This window comes from Limimaricola variabilis (assembly GCF_034371605.1).
GTDB lineage: Bacteria > Pseudomonadota > Alphaproteobacteria > Rhodobacterales > Rhodobacteraceae > Limimaricola > Limimaricola variabilis.
In genome coordinates, this window is the sequence record NZ_CP139691.1 from 2060167 (window position 1) to 2079638 (window position 19472).

17 protein-coding genes are annotated in these 19472 nt (G+C 69.2%); 12 read left to right on the forward strand and 5 right to left on the reverse strand.

Annotated features, from left to right (window positions below; genetic code table 11):
• Window positions 1–51: 51 nt before the first annotated feature.
• Window positions 52–1110, reverse strand: coding sequence for an NAD(P)/FAD-dependent oxidoreductase (locus T8T21_RS10230; protein WP_322335516.1), 1059 nt, complete (start codon window positions 1108–1110; stop codon window positions 52–54).
• Between the two features lie 48 nt (window positions 1111–1158).
• On the opposite strand from T8T21_RS10230, the gene mnmD reads away from it, so the two are divergent.
• Both mnmD and T8T21_RS10240 read left to right on the forward strand, forming a co-directional pair.
• Window positions 1159–1836 carry a tRNA (5-methylaminomethyl-2-thiouridine)(34)-methyltransferase MnmD gene (gene mnmD / locus T8T21_RS10235; protein WP_322335517.1) on the forward strand — a complete coding sequence of 226 codons (678 nt, stop codon included), beginning with the start codon at window positions 1159–1161 and terminating at the stop codon, window positions 1834–1836.
• Window positions 1836–2702, forward strand: a complete 867-nt coding sequence (locus T8T21_RS10240) for a DMT family transporter (protein ID WP_322335518.1) — start codon at window positions 1836–1838, stop codon at window positions 2700–2702. The genes mnmD and T8T21_RS10240 overlap by 1 nt, the downstream gene beginning before the upstream one ends.
• Here T8T21_RS10240 and T8T21_RS10245 read toward each other — a convergent pair whose 3' ends face one another.
• Window positions 2703–4802 carry a lytic transglycosylase domain-containing protein gene (locus T8T21_RS10245; RefSeq protein WP_322335519.1) on the reverse strand — a complete coding sequence of 700 codons (2100 nt, stop codon included), beginning with the start codon at window positions 4800–4802 and terminating at the stop codon, window positions 2703–2705.
• A gap of 147 nt (window positions 4803–4949) precedes the next feature.
• On the opposite strand from T8T21_RS10245, the gene dapA reads away from it, so the two are divergent.
• From dapA to T8T21_RS10280, 7 genes are all read left to right on the forward strand, one after another.
• Window positions 4950–5825 (forward strand): 4-hydroxy-tetrahydrodipicolinate synthase, encoded by an 876-nt coding sequence (gene dapA / locus T8T21_RS10250; protein WP_183470591.1) that lies wholly within the window; start codon window positions 4950–4952, stop codon window positions 5823–5825.
• 103 nt (window positions 5826–5928) lie between these two features.
• Window positions 5929–6405 (forward strand): SsrA-binding protein SmpB, encoded by a 477-nt coding sequence (gene smpB, locus T8T21_RS10255; RefSeq protein WP_183470590.1) that lies wholly within the window; start codon window positions 5929–5931, stop codon window positions 6403–6405.
• 65 nt (window positions 6406–6470) lie between these two features.
• Complete coding sequence (gene sseA, locus T8T21_RS10260) at window positions 6471–7370, forward strand: 3-mercaptopyruvate sulfurtransferase (protein ID WP_322335520.1); 900 nt, start codon at window positions 6471–6473, stop codon at window positions 7368–7370.
• A 2-nt stretch (window positions 7371–7372) separates the two neighbouring features.
• Entirely contained in the window at window positions 7373–8557 is a 1185-nt protein-coding gene (locus T8T21_RS10265; RefSeq protein WP_183470588.1) for an amino acid aminotransferase, read from the forward strand.
• A 180-nt stretch (window positions 8558–8737) separates the two neighbouring features.
• A complete protein-coding gene (locus T8T21_RS10270; RefSeq protein WP_183470586.1) occupies window positions 8738–9565 on the forward strand; it encodes a hypothetical protein in 828 nt (275 codons plus the stop codon).
• Window positions 9562–10011, forward strand: a complete 450-nt coding sequence (locus tag T8T21_RS10275; RefSeq protein WP_322335521.1) for a phage holin family protein — start codon at window positions 9562–9564, stop codon at window positions 10009–10011. The genes T8T21_RS10270 and T8T21_RS10275 overlap by 4 nt, the downstream gene beginning before the upstream one ends.
• The gene (locus T8T21_RS10280) at window positions 10004–11107 is read left to right on the forward strand and encodes a DUF3618 domain-containing protein (RefSeq protein WP_322335522.1); all 1104 of its coding nucleotides are present in this window, start codon (window positions 10004–10006) and stop codon (window positions 11105–11107) included. The genes T8T21_RS10275 and T8T21_RS10280 overlap by 8 nt, the downstream gene beginning before the upstream one ends.
• A gap of 117 nt (window positions 11108–11224) precedes the next feature.
• Here the strand turns inward: T8T21_RS10280 and T8T21_RS10285 are convergent, their stop codons facing one another.
• Complete coding sequence (locus T8T21_RS10285; RefSeq protein WP_183470580.1) at window positions 11225–12604, reverse strand: ammonium transporter family protein; 1380 nt, start codon at window positions 12602–12604, stop codon at window positions 11225–11227.
• 25 nt (window positions 12605–12629) lie between these two features.
• Window positions 12630–12968 carry a P-II family nitrogen regulator gene (locus T8T21_RS10290; protein ID WP_183470578.1) on the reverse strand — a complete coding sequence of 113 codons (339 nt, stop codon included), beginning with the start codon at window positions 12966–12968 and terminating at the stop codon, window positions 12630–12632.
• 247 nt (window positions 12969–13215) lie between these two features.
• Between T8T21_RS10290 and T8T21_RS10295 the strand changes: the two genes are divergently transcribed.
• Complete coding sequence (locus T8T21_RS10295; RefSeq protein ID WP_322335523.1) at window positions 13216–15537, forward strand: transglycosylase domain-containing protein; 2322 nt, start codon at window positions 13216–13218, stop codon at window positions 15535–15537.
• 3 nt (window positions 15538–15540) lie between these two features.
• Here the strand turns inward: T8T21_RS10295 and T8T21_RS10300 are convergent, their stop codons facing one another.
• On the reverse strand, window positions 15541–16191 hold the full coding sequence (locus T8T21_RS10300; RefSeq protein WP_322335524.1) for a hypothetical protein: 651 nt from the start codon (window positions 16189–16191) through the stop codon (window positions 15541–15543).
• Window positions 16192–16369: 178 nt separating this feature from the next.
• On the opposite strand from T8T21_RS10300, the gene T8T21_RS10305 reads away from it, so the two are divergent.
• Both T8T21_RS10305 and T8T21_RS10310 read left to right on the forward strand, forming a co-directional pair.
• On the forward strand, window positions 16370–18109 hold the full coding sequence (locus T8T21_RS10305; protein ID WP_407660036.1) for a type I secretion system permease/ATPase: 1740 nt from the start codon (window positions 16370–16372) through the stop codon (window positions 18107–18109).
• Entirely contained in the window at window positions 18109–19428 is a 1320-nt protein-coding gene (locus T8T21_RS10310) for an HlyD family type I secretion periplasmic adaptor subunit (protein ID WP_183470570.1), read from the forward strand. The genes T8T21_RS10305 and T8T21_RS10310 overlap by 1 nt, the downstream gene beginning before the upstream one ends.
• Window positions 19429–19472: the final 44 nt, after the last annotated feature.

Sequence of the window (19472 nt, forward strand, 5' to 3'; positions counted from 1 at the left end):
GGCCGACCATGCCGGGCCGGGACAGAGGGGACAAGATGCCCACCGCGCTGCTCAGAGGCTGGCCTCGGGTCGGAAGCCCTCGGGGATGCGGTCGCGCCCTTCGAGCACCAGATCCGCCATCACCTCGCCCACCAGCGGCGCGAGGCCGAAGCCGATCTTGAAGCCGCCATTGGCGATGAAGGCGTTGTCGCGGAACGGATGGCTGCCCAGCATGGGCGCGCGGCTCCTCGCCCGGGGCCGCACCCCGGCCCAGCGCGCGACGACCTCGGCCTCCGCCAGCGCAGGGCAAATCCCATGGGCCCGCGCGATCAGCTCGTCGAGTTGCGCATCGGTCGCGGCGCCGTCGTCATAGTCGCGCTCGGAGGTCGATCCGATGCCCACCGTGCCATCGGCATGCGGCACCGCGTGCAGGCCGTCGACGAAGAGCTGGGGCATATCGGCGGCGTCGAAGCCGCGCGCCCGAAGCAGCGCCGCCTGCCCTTTCACGCCGGTCCCGGCGGTCTTGCCAGCCAGCGCCGAGATCTCTTCGAGCCCGGCGACGCCCGTGGCCCAGACCACCGGCCCTTCCGGCAGCCCCTCGCGCGCGATCTCGCCGCCCAGCGTCTCAAAGGCGCCCGCGAGCGCCAGTGTCGCGCGGCGCGGATGCAGCCGGGCGGTCAGCGTGTCGTGCACGAGCATGCCGCTTGGACTCGCCGGCGCCCAGTCGCCGCCCCAGCCGCCTTCATGGGCCGCGATCACCCGCCATTCGGCCCGTCCCTGCCAAAGATCGGCGGCGCCGCGTGCGCGTTCCTCGGCCCGCGCCACCGCCGCCGCGTCGGCGAGCGGTTGCAGCCGGCCGGTACGAGCATAGCCGGGATCCGCGCCGGAGAGCCGCGCGATGTCGGCCCAATACGCCTCGGCCATCAGCAGCGCTTCGAGCTGGAACGCCTTCTTGTCGTTCCACTGCTCGGGCACATGCGGCGCCAGCGCGCCGACGATTCCGCCCGAGGCGCCGGCGGCCGGACCCGCCGGGTCGATCGCCCGCACATGCGCACCGCGACGGGCGCAGGCCACCGCGACTGCAAGGCCCCAGGCCCCCGCCCCCATCACCGTCAGATCCACGCTTGCCATCGACCGCCGCCCTCGCCATCACGAAGGCGCAACCTAAGGCAGACGCGCATGAACGACCAGCAGGCCGGGCTCTCGTGGCGCGACGACCGCATCCCGGTCTCGACCCGCTTCGACGATCCCTACTTCTCGATTCAGGACGGACTGGCCGAGACGCGGCACGTGTTTCTGGCGGGCAACGGCCTGCCGGAGCGCTTCGGCGGCGATTTCCGGATCATGGAAACGGGCTTCGGCACCGGGCTGAACTTTCTCACTGCTTGGGAAGCCTGGGAAGCGGCGCGGTCGGGCGGCACCCTGCGCTTTACCAGCTTCGAGGCCTTTCCGATGACGCCCGCCGACACAGCCCGGGCCCTCGCCGCGTTTCCGACGCTAGCCCCCTACGTGGCCCGCTTCGTCGCGGCGCTGGAGGATGGCCCCGGGCCATATGTCTTCGACGGCGTGGTGACCTTGGAGATCGTCCGGGGCGACGCGCGCGAGACGCTGCCCGGGCATGACGGCCTCGCCGACGCGTGGTTCCTCGACGGCTTTGCCCCGGCCAAGAACCCCGAACTGTGGGGCGACGCGCTGATGGCCGAAGTCGCGGCCCATACCGCGCCGGGCGGCACGCTGGCGAGCTACACCGCCGCCGGCCATGTCCGCCGGGCGCTGGCCGCCGCCGGGCTCGAGGTCACGCGGGCGCCGGGCTTCGGGCGCAAACGCCACATGACCGTCGCCCGGAGGCCCCTGTGATGCGGACCGACAACCGCCTCGGCATCCTGCTGATGACGATCACCACCTTCGTCTTCGCCATGCAGGACGGGATCTCGCGTTATCTGGCCGAGAACTACAACGTCTTCATGGTGGTGATGATCCGCTACTGGTTCTTCGCCGCCTTCGTGATCGCCATCGCACGCCACCAGAAGGGCTCGGTCCGGGCTGCCGCGCGCACCTCCCAGCCGCTGTTGCAGGCCTTCCGTGGCCTGCTGCTGGCGGGCGAGATCTGCGTGATGGTGATCGGCTTCGTCTATCTCGGCCTTGTCGAAAGCCACGCCATCTTCGCGGTCTACCCGCTGCTCATCGCCGCGCTGTCGGGTCCGGTACTGGGCGAATCCGTAGGCTGGCGGCGCTGGGTCGCCATCGGCATCGGCTTTGCGGGGGTGCTGGTGATCCTGCGGCCCGGCTTCGGTGTCTTTTCGCCCGCAGCGCTGTTCCCGATGATCGCGGCGATGATGTTCGCGCTTTACGGGCTGCTTACCCGCTACGTCGCGCGGCGCGACGCGGCGGCCACGAGCTTCTTCTGGACGGGGGTGTCGGGCGCGGTGCTGATGACCGTGATCGGCCTGCCCAACTGGCAGCCGCTGATGGGATGGGACTGGGCGGTGATGGCGCTGCTTTGCGTCACCGGCGCCGGCGGACACTTCCTGCTGATCAAGACCTACGAAGTGGCCGAGGCCGGGGCGGTGCAGCCCTTCGCCTATCTGCAGCTGCCCTTTGCCGCCAGCCTGGGGCTCGTGGCCTTCGGCGAGACGCTCGCGCCCAACGTCGCGCTGGGCGCGCTGATCGTGGTGGGCGCGGGCGTGTTCACGCTGGTCCGCACCCACCGCCAGGCCGGGTGATCACTCGGCCGGGCGCTGTGGCGGCCGGATCCCGTCGATCGACAGCGGCGCAAGATCCGAGATCGACATGGTCGAGGCGCGCCCCTGCGGCGTGACCTCGACTGCCGGCGGCACCGGGGCCGGCGGCATGGTGTCGAGATCGGCCTGCCGCGCCTGCGGCCGCACATGGGGGGGCTTGCCGTTGAGAATGTCCGAGAACCGCACCGGCCCGGTCTCGCCGGTCAGCCGGGCGCGATAGACCGGGATCGATTCGCTGACCCGCATCACGTAGTTGCGGGTCTCGGTGAAGGGGATGTGCTCGATCCAGTCGACCACGTCCGCCTGCCCGATCCGCGGGTCGCCGCGCTCGGCCATCCAGGTGCGCGGCCGCGAGGCGCCTGCGTTGTAGCCCGCCGAGATCATCACCGGGCTCTGGCCAAAGGTCTCCTCGAGATAGGCGAGGTAGCGCGAGCCGAGCTTGGCGTTGTAGCGCCAGTCGCTGGTCAGCTTGGCCCGGGAATAGGGCAAGCCCATCCAGCCCGCGACCTCCTCGGCGGTGGCGGGCATCAGCTGCATCAGCCCGAGGGCGCCCACCGGGCTGCCCGCGCCGATGTTGAACTCGCTCTCGCGCCGCGCGATCGACATCGCCAGCTCGGGGGCGACCGGCATCTCGGTCTCGGCGAGGGCATGCAGCGGGAAATAGATCTCGGGGATCACGATCTGCCGGTAGGCCGCGGCCTTGCCCAGCGTCAGCGCCAGATGCGTCTCGTCGCGCTCCATCAGCATCCGCCCGAGCTGGGCGATGCCCTCGCGGTCAAGAGACCGGCCCAGCTCCACCACGAAGCGCAGCGCGTCGCCATACCGCCCGGCATCGAGCAGGTAGGTCACCGCCTGGGTCCGATCGTCCTCGAGGAAGTCGCCCTGCCGCCAATCGGCCACCGGCTCGTGCCCGGCCAGCGCCGGGTCGAGCGTCAGACCGAGCTTCTCGGCGGCCAGCAGGCCATAGAAGGCGGTCTGATGCAGCGCCGCGCGGGCATAGTCGAGCGCCGCCTGGTCGTAGGCCCCCGTGGCCTCCCGCGCGCGGCCCTGCCAGTACCCGGCGCGGGCCAGCGAGATCGGGCTCTCGACGTCGCTCTCGAGATGCTTGAAATGCGTCAGCGCCTTTTCCGGATCGTCGAGATAGGTCAGCGCGATATAGCCCGCAAGCCATTCGAGATCGGCGTAGAAGCTGCCCTCTTCGAGGAAATGCTGGCTGGCGAGCTTGTAGGCCCGCTCGGCCTCGCCCTGCCGCATCAGCCAGCGCGCCAGCGTCGCCCGCCAGGAGGCCCAGCGGAACGGGTCGCCCAGCGCCTTCTCGCTGTCGGTGTGCCGCTCGATGATCTCGAGCGCCTCGGTGTAGTCGCCCTTGTCGGCGAAGCGGTTGAAGCGGGCATTGGCGATGCCGGGCGTGTCGCGCAGCCGCTTGGGCACGCGGCCGAGCATCTGCGCCGCGTTGCGGTCGCGGATCAGCGCCACGCGGGCCTCGGCGACCTTGCGCTCATCGGCCGAGAGCGTGTCGAACAGGCGCTCGGCATCGGTGATGCGCCAGCGCCAGAGCATGGCGTCGACCCGCTTGGCGTGATGCGGGGCGAGGATGTCGCCGAAGGCGTCCATCATCGCGGCATGTCCGGTGCCGTCGAGGCCCAGCGTCAGCCAGCTTTCGACCAGCATCTCGCGGGCGGCGTCGGGCTTGCCCTGCGCCATCAGCGCCTCGGCCAGCCGCACCGCGCCCTCGCCGGTCTCGGGGGCCGTGTCGCCGAACCAGGCGATGACCTGCTCTGGCGGCAGGCCCTTGGGCATGTCGCGCTCGCCCTCGGCGCGAATCTCGGACAGCCGGGGCCAGTCGGGATGCGCGCCGACAAAGGCGGCGTAATCGGGCCACTCGCCGGCACCGGCGCGCAGCTTCTCCCAGGCCACGAGGTCAAGCGCCACGGCGCCCAGCGGCGCCGCCTCGGCCTTGGCCTGCGCCCAGTCGCGACGTTCGGCGGCGTCGAGAGCCGCTTCGATATCGGCCATCGCAGGCGCGGCCAACAGGCCCAGCGCGGTGGCGAGTGCGGTAGAGAATCGGGGGGTCGTCATCATGCGTGGCTGCTCCGGGATTCCGTGTCTCTCGGCATGGTGCGCCAACCTAGGTATACAGAGTTAAGGCGCAATTCACAAACTTGGCAAGCAGCGGAATCCCGTCTAGGGTCCGCGCGATTTTCATCCCCCCGACTCAGGATTTCTCGCATGTTCAAGGGATCTCTCCCGGCCCTCGTCACCCCCTTCGCAGATGGCCAGGTGGACCTCGAGACGCTGAAGAAACTGGTCGAATGGCACATCGATCAGGGCAGCCACGGCCTCGTGCCCGTCGGCACCACCGGCGAAAGCCCCACCCTCACCCATGAAGAGCACGATCTCGTGGTCGAGACCGTGGTCAAGACTGCCGCCGGCCGCATCCCGGTGATCGCCGGCGCGGGCTCGAACAACACCACCGAGACGGTACGCCTGGTCGAAGCGGCGAAATCCGCCGGTGCCGACGCGGCGCTCGTGGTCACGCCCTACTACAACAAGCCGACCCAGCGCGGGCTGGTCGCGCATTTCATGGCCGCTGCCGAGTGCGGCCTGCCGATCGTGATCTACAACATCCCCGGCCGCTCGGTGGTCGACATGACGCCCACCACCATGGGCGAGTTGGCCCGCCACCCGATGATCGTCGGCGTGAAGGACGCGACCGGCGATCTGAGCCGCGTGCCCAAGCAGCGGATCCATTGCGGCGTCGATTTCATCCAGCTCTCGGGCGAGGACGCCACTGCGCTGGGCTTCAACGCCCATGGCGGTCGGGGCTGCATCTCGGTCACCGCCAACGTCGCGCCCCGGCTCTGCGCCGAGTTCCAGGAAGCAACGCTCCGGGGCCGCTACGACGTCGCGCTCGACCTGCTGGACCGGCTGATGCCGCTGCACGAGGCGATCTTCATGGAGCCTGGCGTGGCGGGCGCGAAATACGCGATGTCGGTGCTCGGCCTGTGCCGCGACGAGGTGCGATCGCCGCTCACCCCCCTGCTCGAGGGCACCCGGCTCGCGATCAAGGACGCGCTGCGCCATGCCGGGCTGATCGGCCACTGACCCCACCGCGCCCGGCCGTGTCCGGGCGCTCCGCATCTTCCAGGGAATGGCGAAGGGCGGCGGCGCGCTGGACTCGGGCGCGTGGCGCCCCTAGATCGGGCGCATGGCCAAGAAAGAGCAGAACAAGAATTACAAGGTGATCGCCGAGAACCGGCGGGCGCGCTACGATTATGCGATCGAGAGCGATCTCGAATGCGGCATCCAGCTGATGGGCTCCGAGGTGAAGAGCCTGCGCACCGGCCAGTCCAACATCGCCGAGAGCTATGCCGCTGTCGAGGATGGCGAGCTGTGGCTCACCAACGCCTATATCGCCCCCTATGATGCGGGCCGCACCTTCGGCCACGAGGAGCGGCGCAAGCGCAAGCTGCTGGTCTCGCGCAAGGAGCTTGCACGGCTGTGGAACGCCACCCAGCGCGAGGGCATGACCATCGTGCCGCTGGTGATGTATTTCAACGATCGCGGCCTGGTGAAGCTCAAGATCGCCATCGCCAAGGGCAAGAAGCTGCACGACAAGCGCGCCACCGAGGCCAAGCGCGACTGGGGCCGGCAGAAGCAACGGCTGCTGCGCGAGGGGATCTAGGCCGCTTGCACCCGGCGGGCCACGGGTCTACTCCTCCGCCCGAGCGCCCCGACCCGAGGTAACGCATGCCCGAGACCGCCGACGACCCCCGCACGCTCGTCTCGACCCGCTGGCTGGCCGAGCGGCTCGGTGACCCCGACCTGCGGATCCTCGACGCCTCCTGGTACCTGCCGGATACCGGCCGCGACGGCCGCGCCGAATATGACGCGGCGCATATCCCGGGCGCCCGCTATTTCGACATCGACGACATCTCGGACCACCGCAGCGGCCTGCCCCACATGGCACCGCCGCCCGAGAAATTCGTCGCCCGGCTGCGCGCCATGGGCGTCGGCGACGGCCACCGCATCGTCGTCTATGACGGCGCCGGGCTGTTCTCGGCAGCGCGCGTGCGCTGGCTGTTCCGGCTAATGGGCAAGGACGAGGTCGCCGTGCTCGATGGCGGGCTGCCGAAATGGCGCGCCGAGGGCCGTCCGCTCACCGCCGAGCCGACGCCGCTGCGCGACCGGCACCTGACCGTCAACCCGCGCCGCGACATGGCCGTCGACGCCACCGAGGTGGCGCGCGCGGTCAAGCTCGGCAGCCATGTCATCATCGACGCCCGCGCGAGCGCCCGCTTCGAGGGCGGCGCGCCGGAGCCGCGTGCCGGGCTGCGCTCGGGCCACATCCCCGGCTCGCGCAACCTGTTCTTCCGCGAGTTGCTGCGCCCCGACGGCACGATGAAGGACGAGCCCGGCATCCGCGCCGCCTTTGCCCGCGCGGGCGTCGATCTCGACCGTCCGGTGATCACCACCTGCGGCTCCGGCGTGACAGCGGCGGTGCTGTCGCTGGCGCTCGAGCGGATCGGCAAGACCGACCACCAGCTTTATGACGGCTCCTGGTCCGAATGGGGCATGTTCCCCGACCTGCCGGTCGAGACCGGCCCCGCCAAGATTTCCGGCCCCGCCGAAGACAACCTCGAAGGATGAACATGTTCGAGAACCTGACCGACCAGCCTGCCGACAAGATCCTGGCGCTGATGAGCGCCTACAAGGCCGATCCGCGCGACGAGAAGATCGATCTCGGCGTCGGCGTCTACAAGGACGCTTCGGGCCGCACCCCGATCATGCGGGCCGTCAAGGCCGCCGAGGCCCGGCTGCTCCAGACCGAGGAAACCAAGAGCTACACCGCTCTGGCCGGCGACCCGGCCTTCGCCGACGCGATGATCGACCTGGTGCTGGCCGACACGCTGCCTCGCGACCGCGTCGCCGCCGTGGCAACGCCGGGCGGCACCGGCGCGGTGCGCCAGGCCTTCGAGATGATCGGCATGGCCTCGCCCGAGGCCACGATCTGGGTCTCCGACCCGACCTGGCCCAACCACTTGTCGATCCTCAAGCATCTCGACGCCAAGACCCGCAACTACCGCTATTTCGACGCCGAGACGCGCGGCCTCGACATGGCCGGCATGATGGCCGACCTCTCCGAGGCCAAGCCCGGCGACGTGGTGCTGCTGCATGGCTGCTGCCACAACCCGACCGGTGCCAACCCCTCGCCCGAGCAATGGGACGAGATCGTGGCGACGCTCAAGGCGCGCCATCTCGTGCCGATGATCGACCTCGCCTATCAGGGGTTCGGCGACGGGCTCGATGCCGATGCGAGCGCCACCCGGCTGATCGCCGGCGCGCTCGACGAGGTGATCATCGCCGCCAGCTGCTCCAAGAACTTCGGCATCTACCGCGAGCGCACCGGCATCCTGATCGCCATCGGCCGCGACGTGCCGCAGACCCGCACGCTGCAGGGCACGCTGTCCTACCTGAACCGGCAGAACTACTCCTTCCCGCCCGATCACGGCGCGCGGATCGTTTCGACCATCCTCGGCGACGCGGAGCTGCGCGCCGACTGGCAGGCCGAGCTGGAAGAGGTGCGTACCGGCATGCTGCGGCTGCGTGAGGCGCTGGCCTCCGAGCTGCGGCAGCTGTCGAACTCCGACCGCTTCGACTTCCTGGCCCAGCATCGCGGCATGTTCTCGCGGCTGGGTGCCAGCCCCGAGCAGGTGGCGCGGCTGCGCGACGATCACGGCATCTACATGGTCGGCGACAGCCGGATGAACATCGCCGGTCTGAACGACCGCACCATCCCGATTCTCGCCCGCGCGATCATCGACGCCGGGGTCTGATCCCCATCAGCCTTGCAGGCATTCAGGCGCCGCCCCCCGGGGCGGCGTTTTCCGTTTTAGTACGGATTCCCCCGCTCCCTCACGAATCCGCGAAACTTTTGCTCCTCTCCGGTGGTTCTGCCAGCGAAACGGACACGGCGCGCCGCGCCGACTGTCCAGCAGCAACCCAAGGAGGTCGACATGGCCAGCACTGGCGAGACGATGGACCAGAAGGCGAAACGGGCGGCCGCCGACGCCAAGAGCGGCGCGGCCGAATTCGCCGACACCGCCCGTGAGCGGGCCCGAGAAATGGCCGAGGAGGCCAAGACCCGTGCTTATGATTACGGCCGCGAATACAAGAACGAGGCCGCCAGCGAGACGTCGAAGATCGCCGAAGCGCTGCGCAAGGCAGCCGACGATCTGCATGACGGCTCGCCGCAGGAGCGGATCTTCGCGAAGCTCGCCGACACCGTCGCGGACACCGCCGACGGCATCCGCGACATGGAACTCGACGAGATGGCCTACGCCGTCAACGACTTTGCCCGCCGCAACCAGGCCGCCTTCCTCGGTGGCGCGGCGCTTCTGGGCTTCGTCGCGGCCCGTTTCATGAAGGCCTCCGCCCGTCACGACGACTACCGACTCGGCGGCCATGGCCGCGACGACCGCTATGCCCCGGACGTGACCCCGAACGACTATGACGAAGACGACCGCATCTCGCGCCCCGTGCCGACCTCCTCGCCGGTGACCAGCGCCGCGCCGCGCCCGGCCCCGACCGGCACCACCGGTACGACGGGCAGCACCGCCAGCACCGGCGCGACCACTGGCACCTCGGGCACGGTCGGCGGCACCAGCTCCACCGGCACCGCTTCGGCGACCGGCTCGACCGGCGGCGTCGGCGGCACCTCGGGTAGCGGCACCGGCAAGGCGGACCCGTCCTCCATGCCCGTCGGCGGCATCGACATGCCCGACGAGAAGCCCGAGATTCCCGGCAAGCCGCAGCCGGGCACGACCGGAGCGGTGAAAAAATGAGCTATACGGACCCCCAGAGCACCGACCCTAGGACGGAGCCCCCTGGCACTGTCCACCGGGTCGAGACAAAGAGCACGGCCGCGCTGCTCTCCGAGGCGCTCAACCATGTGAGTGGCCTCGTCCGCAAGGAGGTCGACCTCGCCCGGGCCGAGATGTCGCGTGCGGTGAGCCGCGCCGCGATAGGCATCGCCCTGCTGGTCGGCGCCGTGATCCTGAGCCTGACCGCGCTCAATGTCCTCGCCGCGGCCTTCGTGGCCTGGCTGGCGGAAACCGGCATCGGCGCGGGATGGTCCGCGCTGATCGTGGGCGGCGTGATCCTCGTGATCGCGGCGATCCTCGTGAAAGTCGGCATCAACCGCGTCAAGGCCGTAACCAATGCACCCAAGCGCAGCGCCGAAAGCATCCGACGCGACGCCGCTGCTGTCAAAGGAGCCATCAATGACTGACACCACCCGTTCCCCCGAAGAGATCGAGCGCGAGATCGAGACCGAGCGTTCCGAATTGCAGCGCACGATCGACGACCTGCAGGAGCGCCTTTCCTTCGACGGGCTGATGCGCTCCGTCACCGACAGCGTCACCGACAACGCCTCCGATATCGGTCGCACGATCTCCACGACCGTGCAGCGCAACCCGGTTCCGATCGCTCTGGTCGGCGCGGGCCTCGCCTGGCTCGCCGTGTCGAACGCGCGCTCGAGCCATGACGACCCGCATTATGCCGGCGAGGTCGATTATCGCGGCCAGCGTGACTATGCCCGTTCGGGCCGTCTCGGCGCCGACCCCTACCTGTCGCGCAAATACGGCACCGACAAGATGGACGAGCCGCGCGGCCCGGTCCACGCCACGCCCGAGGATCACGGCGATTCGCCTTGGGAAGAGAGCCGCTCCCGCGGCGGTGCGCTGCGCGACCGCGCCCGCGGCGCGATGGGCGGCGCCCGTGGCAAGTTCGGCGAGTATCGCGAGCGGGCCCGTGCCCGTGGCAAGTCGATGGGCGCTTCGGCCCGCAGCCTGCGCGAGCGGATCACCGACGGCACGCATGGCATGTCCGAAGAGGGCAAGAAGCGCGTGATCGCTGCCCGCACCCGTGCCTACGAGGCGCAGGTCAAGGCCGAGTACTATGCCCGCAAGGGCCGCGACAGCGCCGCCTCCATGTATGACCAGCAGCCCCTGCTGGGCGGCCTGCTGGCGATGGCGGCCGGTGCCGCAGTGGCCGCGATGCTGCCGCGCACCCGTCAGGAAGACGAAGCCTTCGGCACCTATCGCGACGACCTGATGGACGAAGCCTATCGCGTCTACGAGGAAGAGCGCGCCCGGCTGACCGACGTGGCCAAGGCCACCGCCGAGGACGCCAAGGAGCAGGCCCAAGGCCTCGCCCGCACGGTGCAGGAAGACCTCAAGGATGCCGCGACCGACGTGCAGGGCCGCGCCCGCGAAGCGGCCGAGCACGTGGCCGACACCGCGAAGTCCGAAGCCCAGAAGAAGGATGTCGGCGCCTCCGCGCAGGCCGAGGCCGAGAAGGCCCGGCAGAAGGCCGGCGGTCACTGATCTGGCGAAACCAGACGGAAAAGGCGCCCCTCGGGGCGCCTTTCTCATGACGGCTTGAAAGCCGGAGGCCCGAGCGCGCATGCGCCCGGGCCTGTCACCGTCGAGCCTCGGGGAGGGTCAGCTCGGGGTGAAGTCGGGGTAGGCTTCCATGCCCAGCTCGGACATGTCGAGCCCGGCCGTCTCGACCTCTTCGCCGACCCGGATGCCCATCACCGCCTTGAGCACCATCCAGACCACCAGGCTGACGCTGAAGGTGAACACGCCGACGATGACGATCGGAACGATCTGGCCCGCGAAGGTGGCGTCGGGGTTGGTGAACAGCACCGCGATGGTGCCCCAGATGCCGCAGAACAGGTGCACCGGGATCGCGCCGACCACGTCGTCGATCTTCATGCGGTCGAGCATCGGCACCGTGAAGACCACGATCAGGCCACCGATCGCACCGATCAGCGTCGCCGCACCGAGCGAGGGGGTCAGCGGCTCGGCAGTGATCGAAACCAGGCCCGCCAGCGCGCCGTTGAGCACCATGGTGATGTCGGGCTTCTTGTAGAGCAGCTGGGTGAAGATCAGCGCGGCGACCGCGCCACCCGCCGCGGCGGCGTTGGTGTTGGCAAAGATCCGACCGATATCGGCGACGTCGCCCACGGTGCCCATCGCCAGCTGCGAGGCGCCGTTGAAGCCGAACCAGCCCATCCACAGGATGAAGGTGCCGAGCGTCGCCAGCGCCAGGTTCGAGCCCGGCATCGGGATCACCCGGCCATCCTTGAACTTGCCGGCACGCGCGCCGAGCACCAGCACACCCGCCAGAGCCGCCCAGCCGCCGACCGAATGCACGACCGTGGAGCCGGCGAAGTCGAGGAAGCCCCACTGGCTGTCGAGGAAGCCGCCGCCCCATTTCCAGCTCGCCTGGATCGGGTAGATAAGGCCGGTCAGGACGATGGTGAAAATCAGGAAGGGCCACAGCTTGATGCGCTCGGCCAGCGTGCCCGAAACGATCGAGGCGGTGGTCGCGGCGAACATCAGCTGGAAGAAGAAGTCGCCCGAGGTCGCGGCATAGCCGTAATCGTCGGCTGCATCACGGCCGATGCCGACCGCTTCGAGTACCGCGACGCCGAAGGCGCCGATATAGCCGCCGGTCTCATCCGAGCCGATCGACCAATTCCCCAGCGGATACATCAGGTTGTAGCCGATCAGGTAGTACATGATCCCCGCGAAGGAGAAGAGCGACACGTTCTTGAGGCACTGCATGGCGACGTTCTTGGAACGCACCAGCCCGGCCTCGAGCATGGCGAAACCGGCCGCCATCCAGAACACGAGGAAGCCGCCGATCAGGAACAGCAGCGAGTTGAGGATGAAGGCGGTGTCGGTCGCGGCGGCGATTCCCGCCTCGAGGGCCGCGGGTTCGGCGGCCTCGGCCGCCTCCTGGGCGAAGGCCGGTCCGGCCATCAGGCAGGCGAGCGGCAGCAGCCCGCGCAACGGGGTTTTCCAGTGGGTCATTCCTGTGTCTCCTGGGAGGGTCGGCTCAGAGCGCGTCGTCGTCGGTTTCGCCGGTCCGCACGCGCAGCGCGCTCTCGACGTCGAGCACGAAGATCTTGCCGTCGCCGATCTTGTCGGTGCGGGCGGTGCGGGCGATCGTCGCCACGACCTGCTCGGCCAGCCCCTCGGGGACCACGATCTCGAGCTTGACCTTCGGCACGAAATTGACGGCGTATTCTGCGCCGCGATAGATCTCGGTGTGACCGGACTGGGAGCCGAAGCCCTTGATCTCGGTCACCATCATGCCGCGCACGCCCTGCGAGGTCAGCGCCTCGCGCACCTCCTCGAGCTTGAACGGCTTGATCGTTGCGATGATGAGTTTCACGTCGGTCCCCTTGTGGCGTCTCGGTACGACTGCCCTCAAAAGCCCCTGTTCCTGCCCATGGGGCAAGCAAAGGGGCGCGTCCGGACCTGCCCCAGACCGGGCATGATGCACAATTTTTGCACAAAGAGGTCGGGATGCCCGATTCATGTGCGGCGTAAAAATGCCGACAGGAGGAATCCCCGCCGCTCAACATTCCGCTGCGATGCAGCTATGCTGGCCGACAATCATAACGGACAGGCATCGTCAGATGAGCGCGAGCAACGGCAGAAAACCGCCCCTCACCGCGGAGCGGCGCTACGGCGGCAGTGGCGGTAACGGCGGCAATGGCGGCGGCAGGGGTGATGGCGGCAAGCCAAAGGCGCGCGCCACCGCCAAGCCCGCTTCGCGCCGTGCCGCCCGCGCCCGCAAGCCGCGCGAACCGCGCCAGCCGCGCGGCCCGCTGGGCTTCGTCGCGGCTCTGGTCTTGGGGTTGTTGCGCTTCGTGATGCGGGTGGTCTGGGGCATCGGCTGGCGCATGGCGCTGGCGCTGACGCTGGTGGTGGGCCTGGGCGTCGCCTATTATGCGGCGCAGCTGCCGCCGGTGACCGATCTGGTCGATGGCCGGGCCCGCGGCTCGGTGACGATGCTCGACCGCGACGGCGCGACCTTCGCCTGGCGCGGCGACCAGTTCGGCGGCATGATCACCGCCGACACGATCAGCCCGCATCTGCGCAACGCCGTGGTCGCGACCGAGGACCGCCGCTTCTGGTGGCACCCCGGTATCGACCCGCAGGGCATCGCCTCGGCGGTGCGCATCAACCTGAGCGAAGGCCGTGGCCCGCTTTCGGGCAATGGCGGCTCCACCATCACCCAGCAGACCGCCAAGCTGCTGTGCCTCGGCAAGCCCTTCGACGCCTCGGTCTGGAAGAACGAGAGCGAATACGAGGCCGACTGCCGGCGCACCACGCTGTGGCGCAAGGTGCAGGAAGCTGTCTACGCGATGGCTATGGAGGCCCGCTACTCCAAGGACGAGATCCTCACCATCTATCTCAACCGTGCCTATCTCGGCGCCGGCACGCGCGGCTTCGAGGCCGCCTCGCAGCGCTATTTCGGCAAGCCGGCGGCACAGGTGAACCCGGCCGAGGCGGCGATGCTGGCCGGGCTTCTCAAGGCACCGACCACCTATGCCCCGACCAACAACCTGTCGCGCAGCCAGGGCCGCGCCAGCGTCATCGTCGGGCTGATGCAGGACCAAGGCTATCTCTCGGCGGCCGAGGCCGAAGCCGCGCGGGCCAACCCCGCCACGCTCTCCGCCACGGCCCAGCAGGATCAGGGCGGCTATTTCGCCGACTGGGTGATGGATACCGGCCCCGAGTTCTTTACCCGCGACACCACCGAGGATGTGGTGATCCGCACCACCCTTGACCCGCGCATCCAGACCGCCGCCGAAAAGGCGCTGCTGCAGGTCTTCGAGGAACGGGTGAGCCCCGGCTCCGAGGCGCAGGCCGCGATCGTGGTGATGAGCGCCGACGGCGCGGTGCGCGCCATGGTCGGCGGGCGCAACGTCAAGGCATCCGGCGCCTTCAACCGCGCGACCCAGGCGCTGCGCCAGACCGGCTCCTCCTTCAAGCCGTTCATCTATGCCGCGGCGCTCGATCTGGGCATGCAGCCCTACGACCTCGTCGACGACAGCCCGCTGACCATGAACATCCCCGGCTCGGGGGCCTGGTCGCCCGAGAACTACGACCGCAAGTATGACGGCATGGTCACCCTGACCGAAGCCCTGGCCGAAAGCCGCAACATCCCGGCGGTGAAGGTCTCCGAGCAGGTCGGCCGCGAGAACGTGCGCACCGTGGCCTCGATGTTCGGCATCGACAGCGATCTCGCCGCCGGGCCGGCGCTGGCGCTCGGCGTATCGGAAAGCACGCTTCTGGAGATGACCGGCGCCTATGCGGGCATCCTCAATGGCGGCTCCTCGGTGACGCCCTACGGTCTGCTGGAACTCAAGCTCAAGGGCGACGACACGCCTCTGATGGGCACCGGTGGCGGAATCGGCGAACGGGTCATCAGCCAAGACGCCGCCGAGAAGCTGACCTGGATGATGAGCCGCGTCGTCGCCGAGGGCACCGGCAGCCGTGCCCAGATCGATGGCTGGGAGGTGGCCGGCAAGACCGGCACCACGCAAGGCGCGCGCGACGCCTGGTTCGTGGGCTTCGCGGGCGATTACGTCGCCGGCGTCTGGATGGGCTACGACGACAACCGGCCGCTATCGGGCGTCACCGGGGGCGGCCTGCCCGCCACCATCTGGCGCGAAACCATGGTACGGGTGCTCGAGGGCCAGCCCGTGAAGCCGCTGCCGATGCGCGTCCCCGAGCCGTCGCAGGCACCGGAGGCGATCGCCGGGAGCGAGAATGTCTCGCCCTCGGGCGGTCAGGCCAGCGACCCCGAGACCGACCGGATCCTGCGCGAGATGCTGGGCCAGCCCGAACCGGCGCAGCAACAGCAGGCGCAGCCCGCGCAGCAGCAGCCGGATCGTGAGCGGGTCATCCTCGACGTGCTGAACTCGATCCTCGGCGCCGCGACCAACTGAGCCTCAGCCCGGCTCCTCGTCGCTGCCGTCCCCATCCTCGGGGGCGGCATCGGCGGCCCCCTCCTCCGCATCCGTGTCAGGCACGTCTTCATCGTCCGTCGCCTCGTCAGGCTCGGTGGCCGCTTCCTCGGCGCTCCCCTCTTCCACCTCTTCCGAGGCAGACGTCTCCTCCTTGTCGTCGGGCGCCGTCTCCTCCGGCAGGATCACCCGCGGCAGGATGATGCGCGGCGGCGGCAGGCCGGTCTCGGCCTCGGCGTCGCCGGCCTCGATCTCGGTGAAGCCGGGCTCATCGCCGTCCTCCTCGCCCGGTTCGCAGCGCTCGTAGCGGAAGGCATAGCCGTTCCACAGCATGATCAGCCCGCCATCCTCGGCAGCCGTCATCAGCAGCGCCCGCTCGGTCCAGCTGGTGTCACCGGCGCTGCATGTCATGGTGTAGAGCGTGGCATCCATGTCGACCACATCGACCGGATTGGTCATCTGGCACTGGCTGTCGACTCCCTCAAACAGCCCGTCCGTGATCCGTAGCGCGCCCCCGTCCTCGCCGATCGCGGAACAGTCCGCATCGCCGCTGACTCGGTAGGTGCCGTCATAGGGCGTGGCCGAGGCCGCCCCCGCGGCCAACGCCGCCAGTCCCCAGATCGCCGGGATATTCATGATTCGCAAAGTCATACCCGCTAAGTTAGCGGCCGTGGCGTTCCGGTCCAGCGATCCGCCGCCACCAAGGACACGAGACGGTGACGGCAACTGTTCAGAGCAGGGCGATTGCAGTAGAACATGGCAGCGGCCGGGACCGGTCCGGCGCTGCCATCCGCACTGGACAAGAGCGAGGCGAATGATGCGAGACGCGAAATCGTTGGGCGCGGCCGAGCTGCGCGCGGCGCGGTCCGAGAGCCGCGCCTTGTTCTGGGCAGTGGGTATCTTCAGCCTGATCGTCAACCTGCTGATGCTGACCGGCCCGCTCTACATGATGAATGTCTACGACCGGGTGCTGGGATCGCGCTCGATCGCGACGCTGGTCGCCCTGTCGATCCTCGTGGCCTTTCTCTATGCAATGATGGGCCTGCTCGACATGGTACGCGGCCGGGTGATGAGCCGGATCGCGGCGCGGTTCCAGGCGCGGCTCGACGCGCGGGTCTTCGCCGCCGCGCTCAACGCCAGCACCGGCAACCGGGCCCGGGCCGAGGCGGCGACCGCCCAGCGCGATCTCGAATCGGTGCAGCGGCTGCTCGCTTCGCCGGCGCTGATGGCCAGCTTCGACCTGCCCTTCGCGCCGGTGTTCTTCTTCGGCATCTTCCTGTTCCACCCGATGCTGGGCTTTCTGGGTCTGGGCGGCGCGGTGGTGCTGATCATCCTGGCCCTGGCCAACCAGATGATGAGCCGCAAGCAGCTCGAGGAATCGAACGCCACCAGCTTCCGCTCCGAGCAGCTCGGCAACCAGATCCGCCAGGACGCGGACATGGTGCAGGCGCTGGGGATGCGCGGCGCCTCCTTCGGCCGCTGGAACGAGGCCCGCGCACGCTCGCTCGTGGCCTCGATCGGCGCGACCGACACCGGCGGCGGCTTCTCGGCGGTGATCAAGGCGTTCCGGCTGCTGCTGCAATCGGCGATGCTCGGACTCGGGGCCTATCTGGTGCTGCAAGGGCTGATGTCGCCCGGCGCGATGATCGCCGGTTCGATCCTGCTCGGCCGGGCGCTGGCCCCGATCGAGATGATCGTCAACCAGTGGCCCTCCTTCCAGCGCGCCCGCGAAGGCTGGTCCCGGCTGGCGGTGCTTCTGGGCGAGGTCCGCCCCGACGAGCCGCGCACGGCCCTGCCCCGCCCCAAGGCCCGGCTGAGCTGCGAGCAGGTCACCGTGCTGCCCCCGGGCGAGAGCCAGGCTGCGCTGCGCATGGTCAGCTTCCGGCTCGAGCCCGGTCAAGCGGTCGGCGTGATCGGCCCGTCCGGCGCCGGCAAGTCGACGCTGGCGCGCGCCGTGACCGGCCTGTGGCGCCCGGCGGCGGGCAAGATCCGCCTCGATGGCGCCAGCCTCGACCAGTACGATCCCGACGTGCTGGGCAGCTATGTCGGCTACCTGCCGCAGCAGGTCACGCTGTTCGACGGCACCATCAAGGACAACATCGCCCGCATGTCGCTGTCGCCTGACGACGCCGAAGTGGTCCGCGCCGCCAAGGCCGCCGCCGCGCATGAGATGATTCTCAAGCTGCCCGACGGCTACGATACGATGGTCTCCTCCAAGGGCGGTCGCCTCTCTGGCGGTCAGATCCAGCGGATCGGCCTAGCGCGCGCGCTCTATGGCGATCCGGTCATGCTAGTGCTCGACGAGCCGAACTCGAACCTCGACAACTCCGGCAGCATGGCGCTCAACCAGGCGATCCGGGATGCCAAAGCGGCCGGGAAATGCGTGCTGATCATGGCGCACCGCCCCGCCGCGATCGCCGAGTGCGACCTGATCCTGATGATCGAGAATGGCGGCAGACGGGCCTTCGGGCCCAAGGACGAGGTGCTGCGCGAGACCGTGCAGAACCACCGTGAGATCGCCGCCACCGGCGGCAAGGGCGGAGGCGTGTCCTGATGCGCAAACCCACCTCTCCCGCAGACGCCCCTTCGCTGTGGTCCGCGGCGCGACCGCTGGTCGCCGGCTTTCTCGCGCTGGCCGTGCTACTCGGCGGCTTCGGCAGCTGGGCCGCGCTGAGCAACATCTCAGGCGCCGTGGTCGCCTCGGGACGGATCGAGGTCGAAAGCAACCGGCAGGTCGTGCAGCATCCTGATGGCGGCGTGGTCGCGGAAATCCTCGTCGACGAGGGTGACGAGGTCGAGGCCGGGCAGCTGCTGATCAAGCTCGACCCGGAGCAGCTGCGCAGCGAGCTCGCGGTGGTCGAGGGCCAGCTTCTCGAAGTTCTCGCGCGCCGGGCCCGGCTCGAGGCCGAGCGCGACGGCCGCGAGGAACTCGAGTTCCCCGAACTGCTGCTCGAGACCGACAACGAGGTCGCGCCCGAGCTGATGGAGGGCCAGCAGCGGCTGATCGAAGCGCTCCTCGAAAGCGAAGCGCAGCAGGCCGAGCAGCTGGCCCGCCAGCGCGAGCAGATTGCCGACCAAATCGTCGGCATCGAGGCGCAGGAGGAGGCCACGGCACGGCAGCTCGAGCTGATCGAGGAAGAGTTGGGCGACCAGCAATCCCTGCTCGATCGCGGGCTGGCCCAGGCGACGCGGGTGCTGACGCTGCAGCGCGAGCAGGCCAACCTGCTCGGCCGTGTGGGCGAGCTGAAGGCCAGCAAGGCCCAGGCCGGCGGCCGCATCTCCGAGATCGAGATCGAGATCCTCAAGCTCGCCTCCTCTCGCCGGCAGGAGGCGATCAGCCAGCTGCGCGACCTGCAGTTCAACGAAATCGAGCTGTCGAACCGCCGTCGGTCCCTGCTGACGCAGCTCGATCGGCTCGATATCCGCGCCCCGGTGAGCGGCATCGTCTACGGGCTCACGGTGTTCACGCCGCGCTCGGTGATCCGCCCGGCGGAGCCTGTGCTCTACATCGTGCCGCAGGATCGACCCCTAGTGATCGCGACCCAAGTTCAGCCGACCGATATCGACCAGCTGCATCTCGGCCAGGAAGTGGTGCTGCGACTGCCCGCCTTTGATCAGCGCCGCACCCCGGAACTGACCGGCGAGGTGGTGCAGATCTCGGCCGACGCCTTCGAAGATGAGGGCCGGGCGGTCTCCTTCTACCGCGCCGAGATCCGCCTTACCGAAGGCGAGATCGAGAAGCTGCCTGCGGATATGCGGCTGATCCCCGGCATGCCGGTCGAGGCGTTCATCCGGACCAGCGACCGCACCCCGCTGGCCTATTTCGTGAAACCGCTCTCGGACTACTTCGCCCGCGCCTTCCGAGAGGGCTGAAGCCCCCGGCGTTGCCCCCCCAGCGCGCGCAGGGTAGCTTGCGC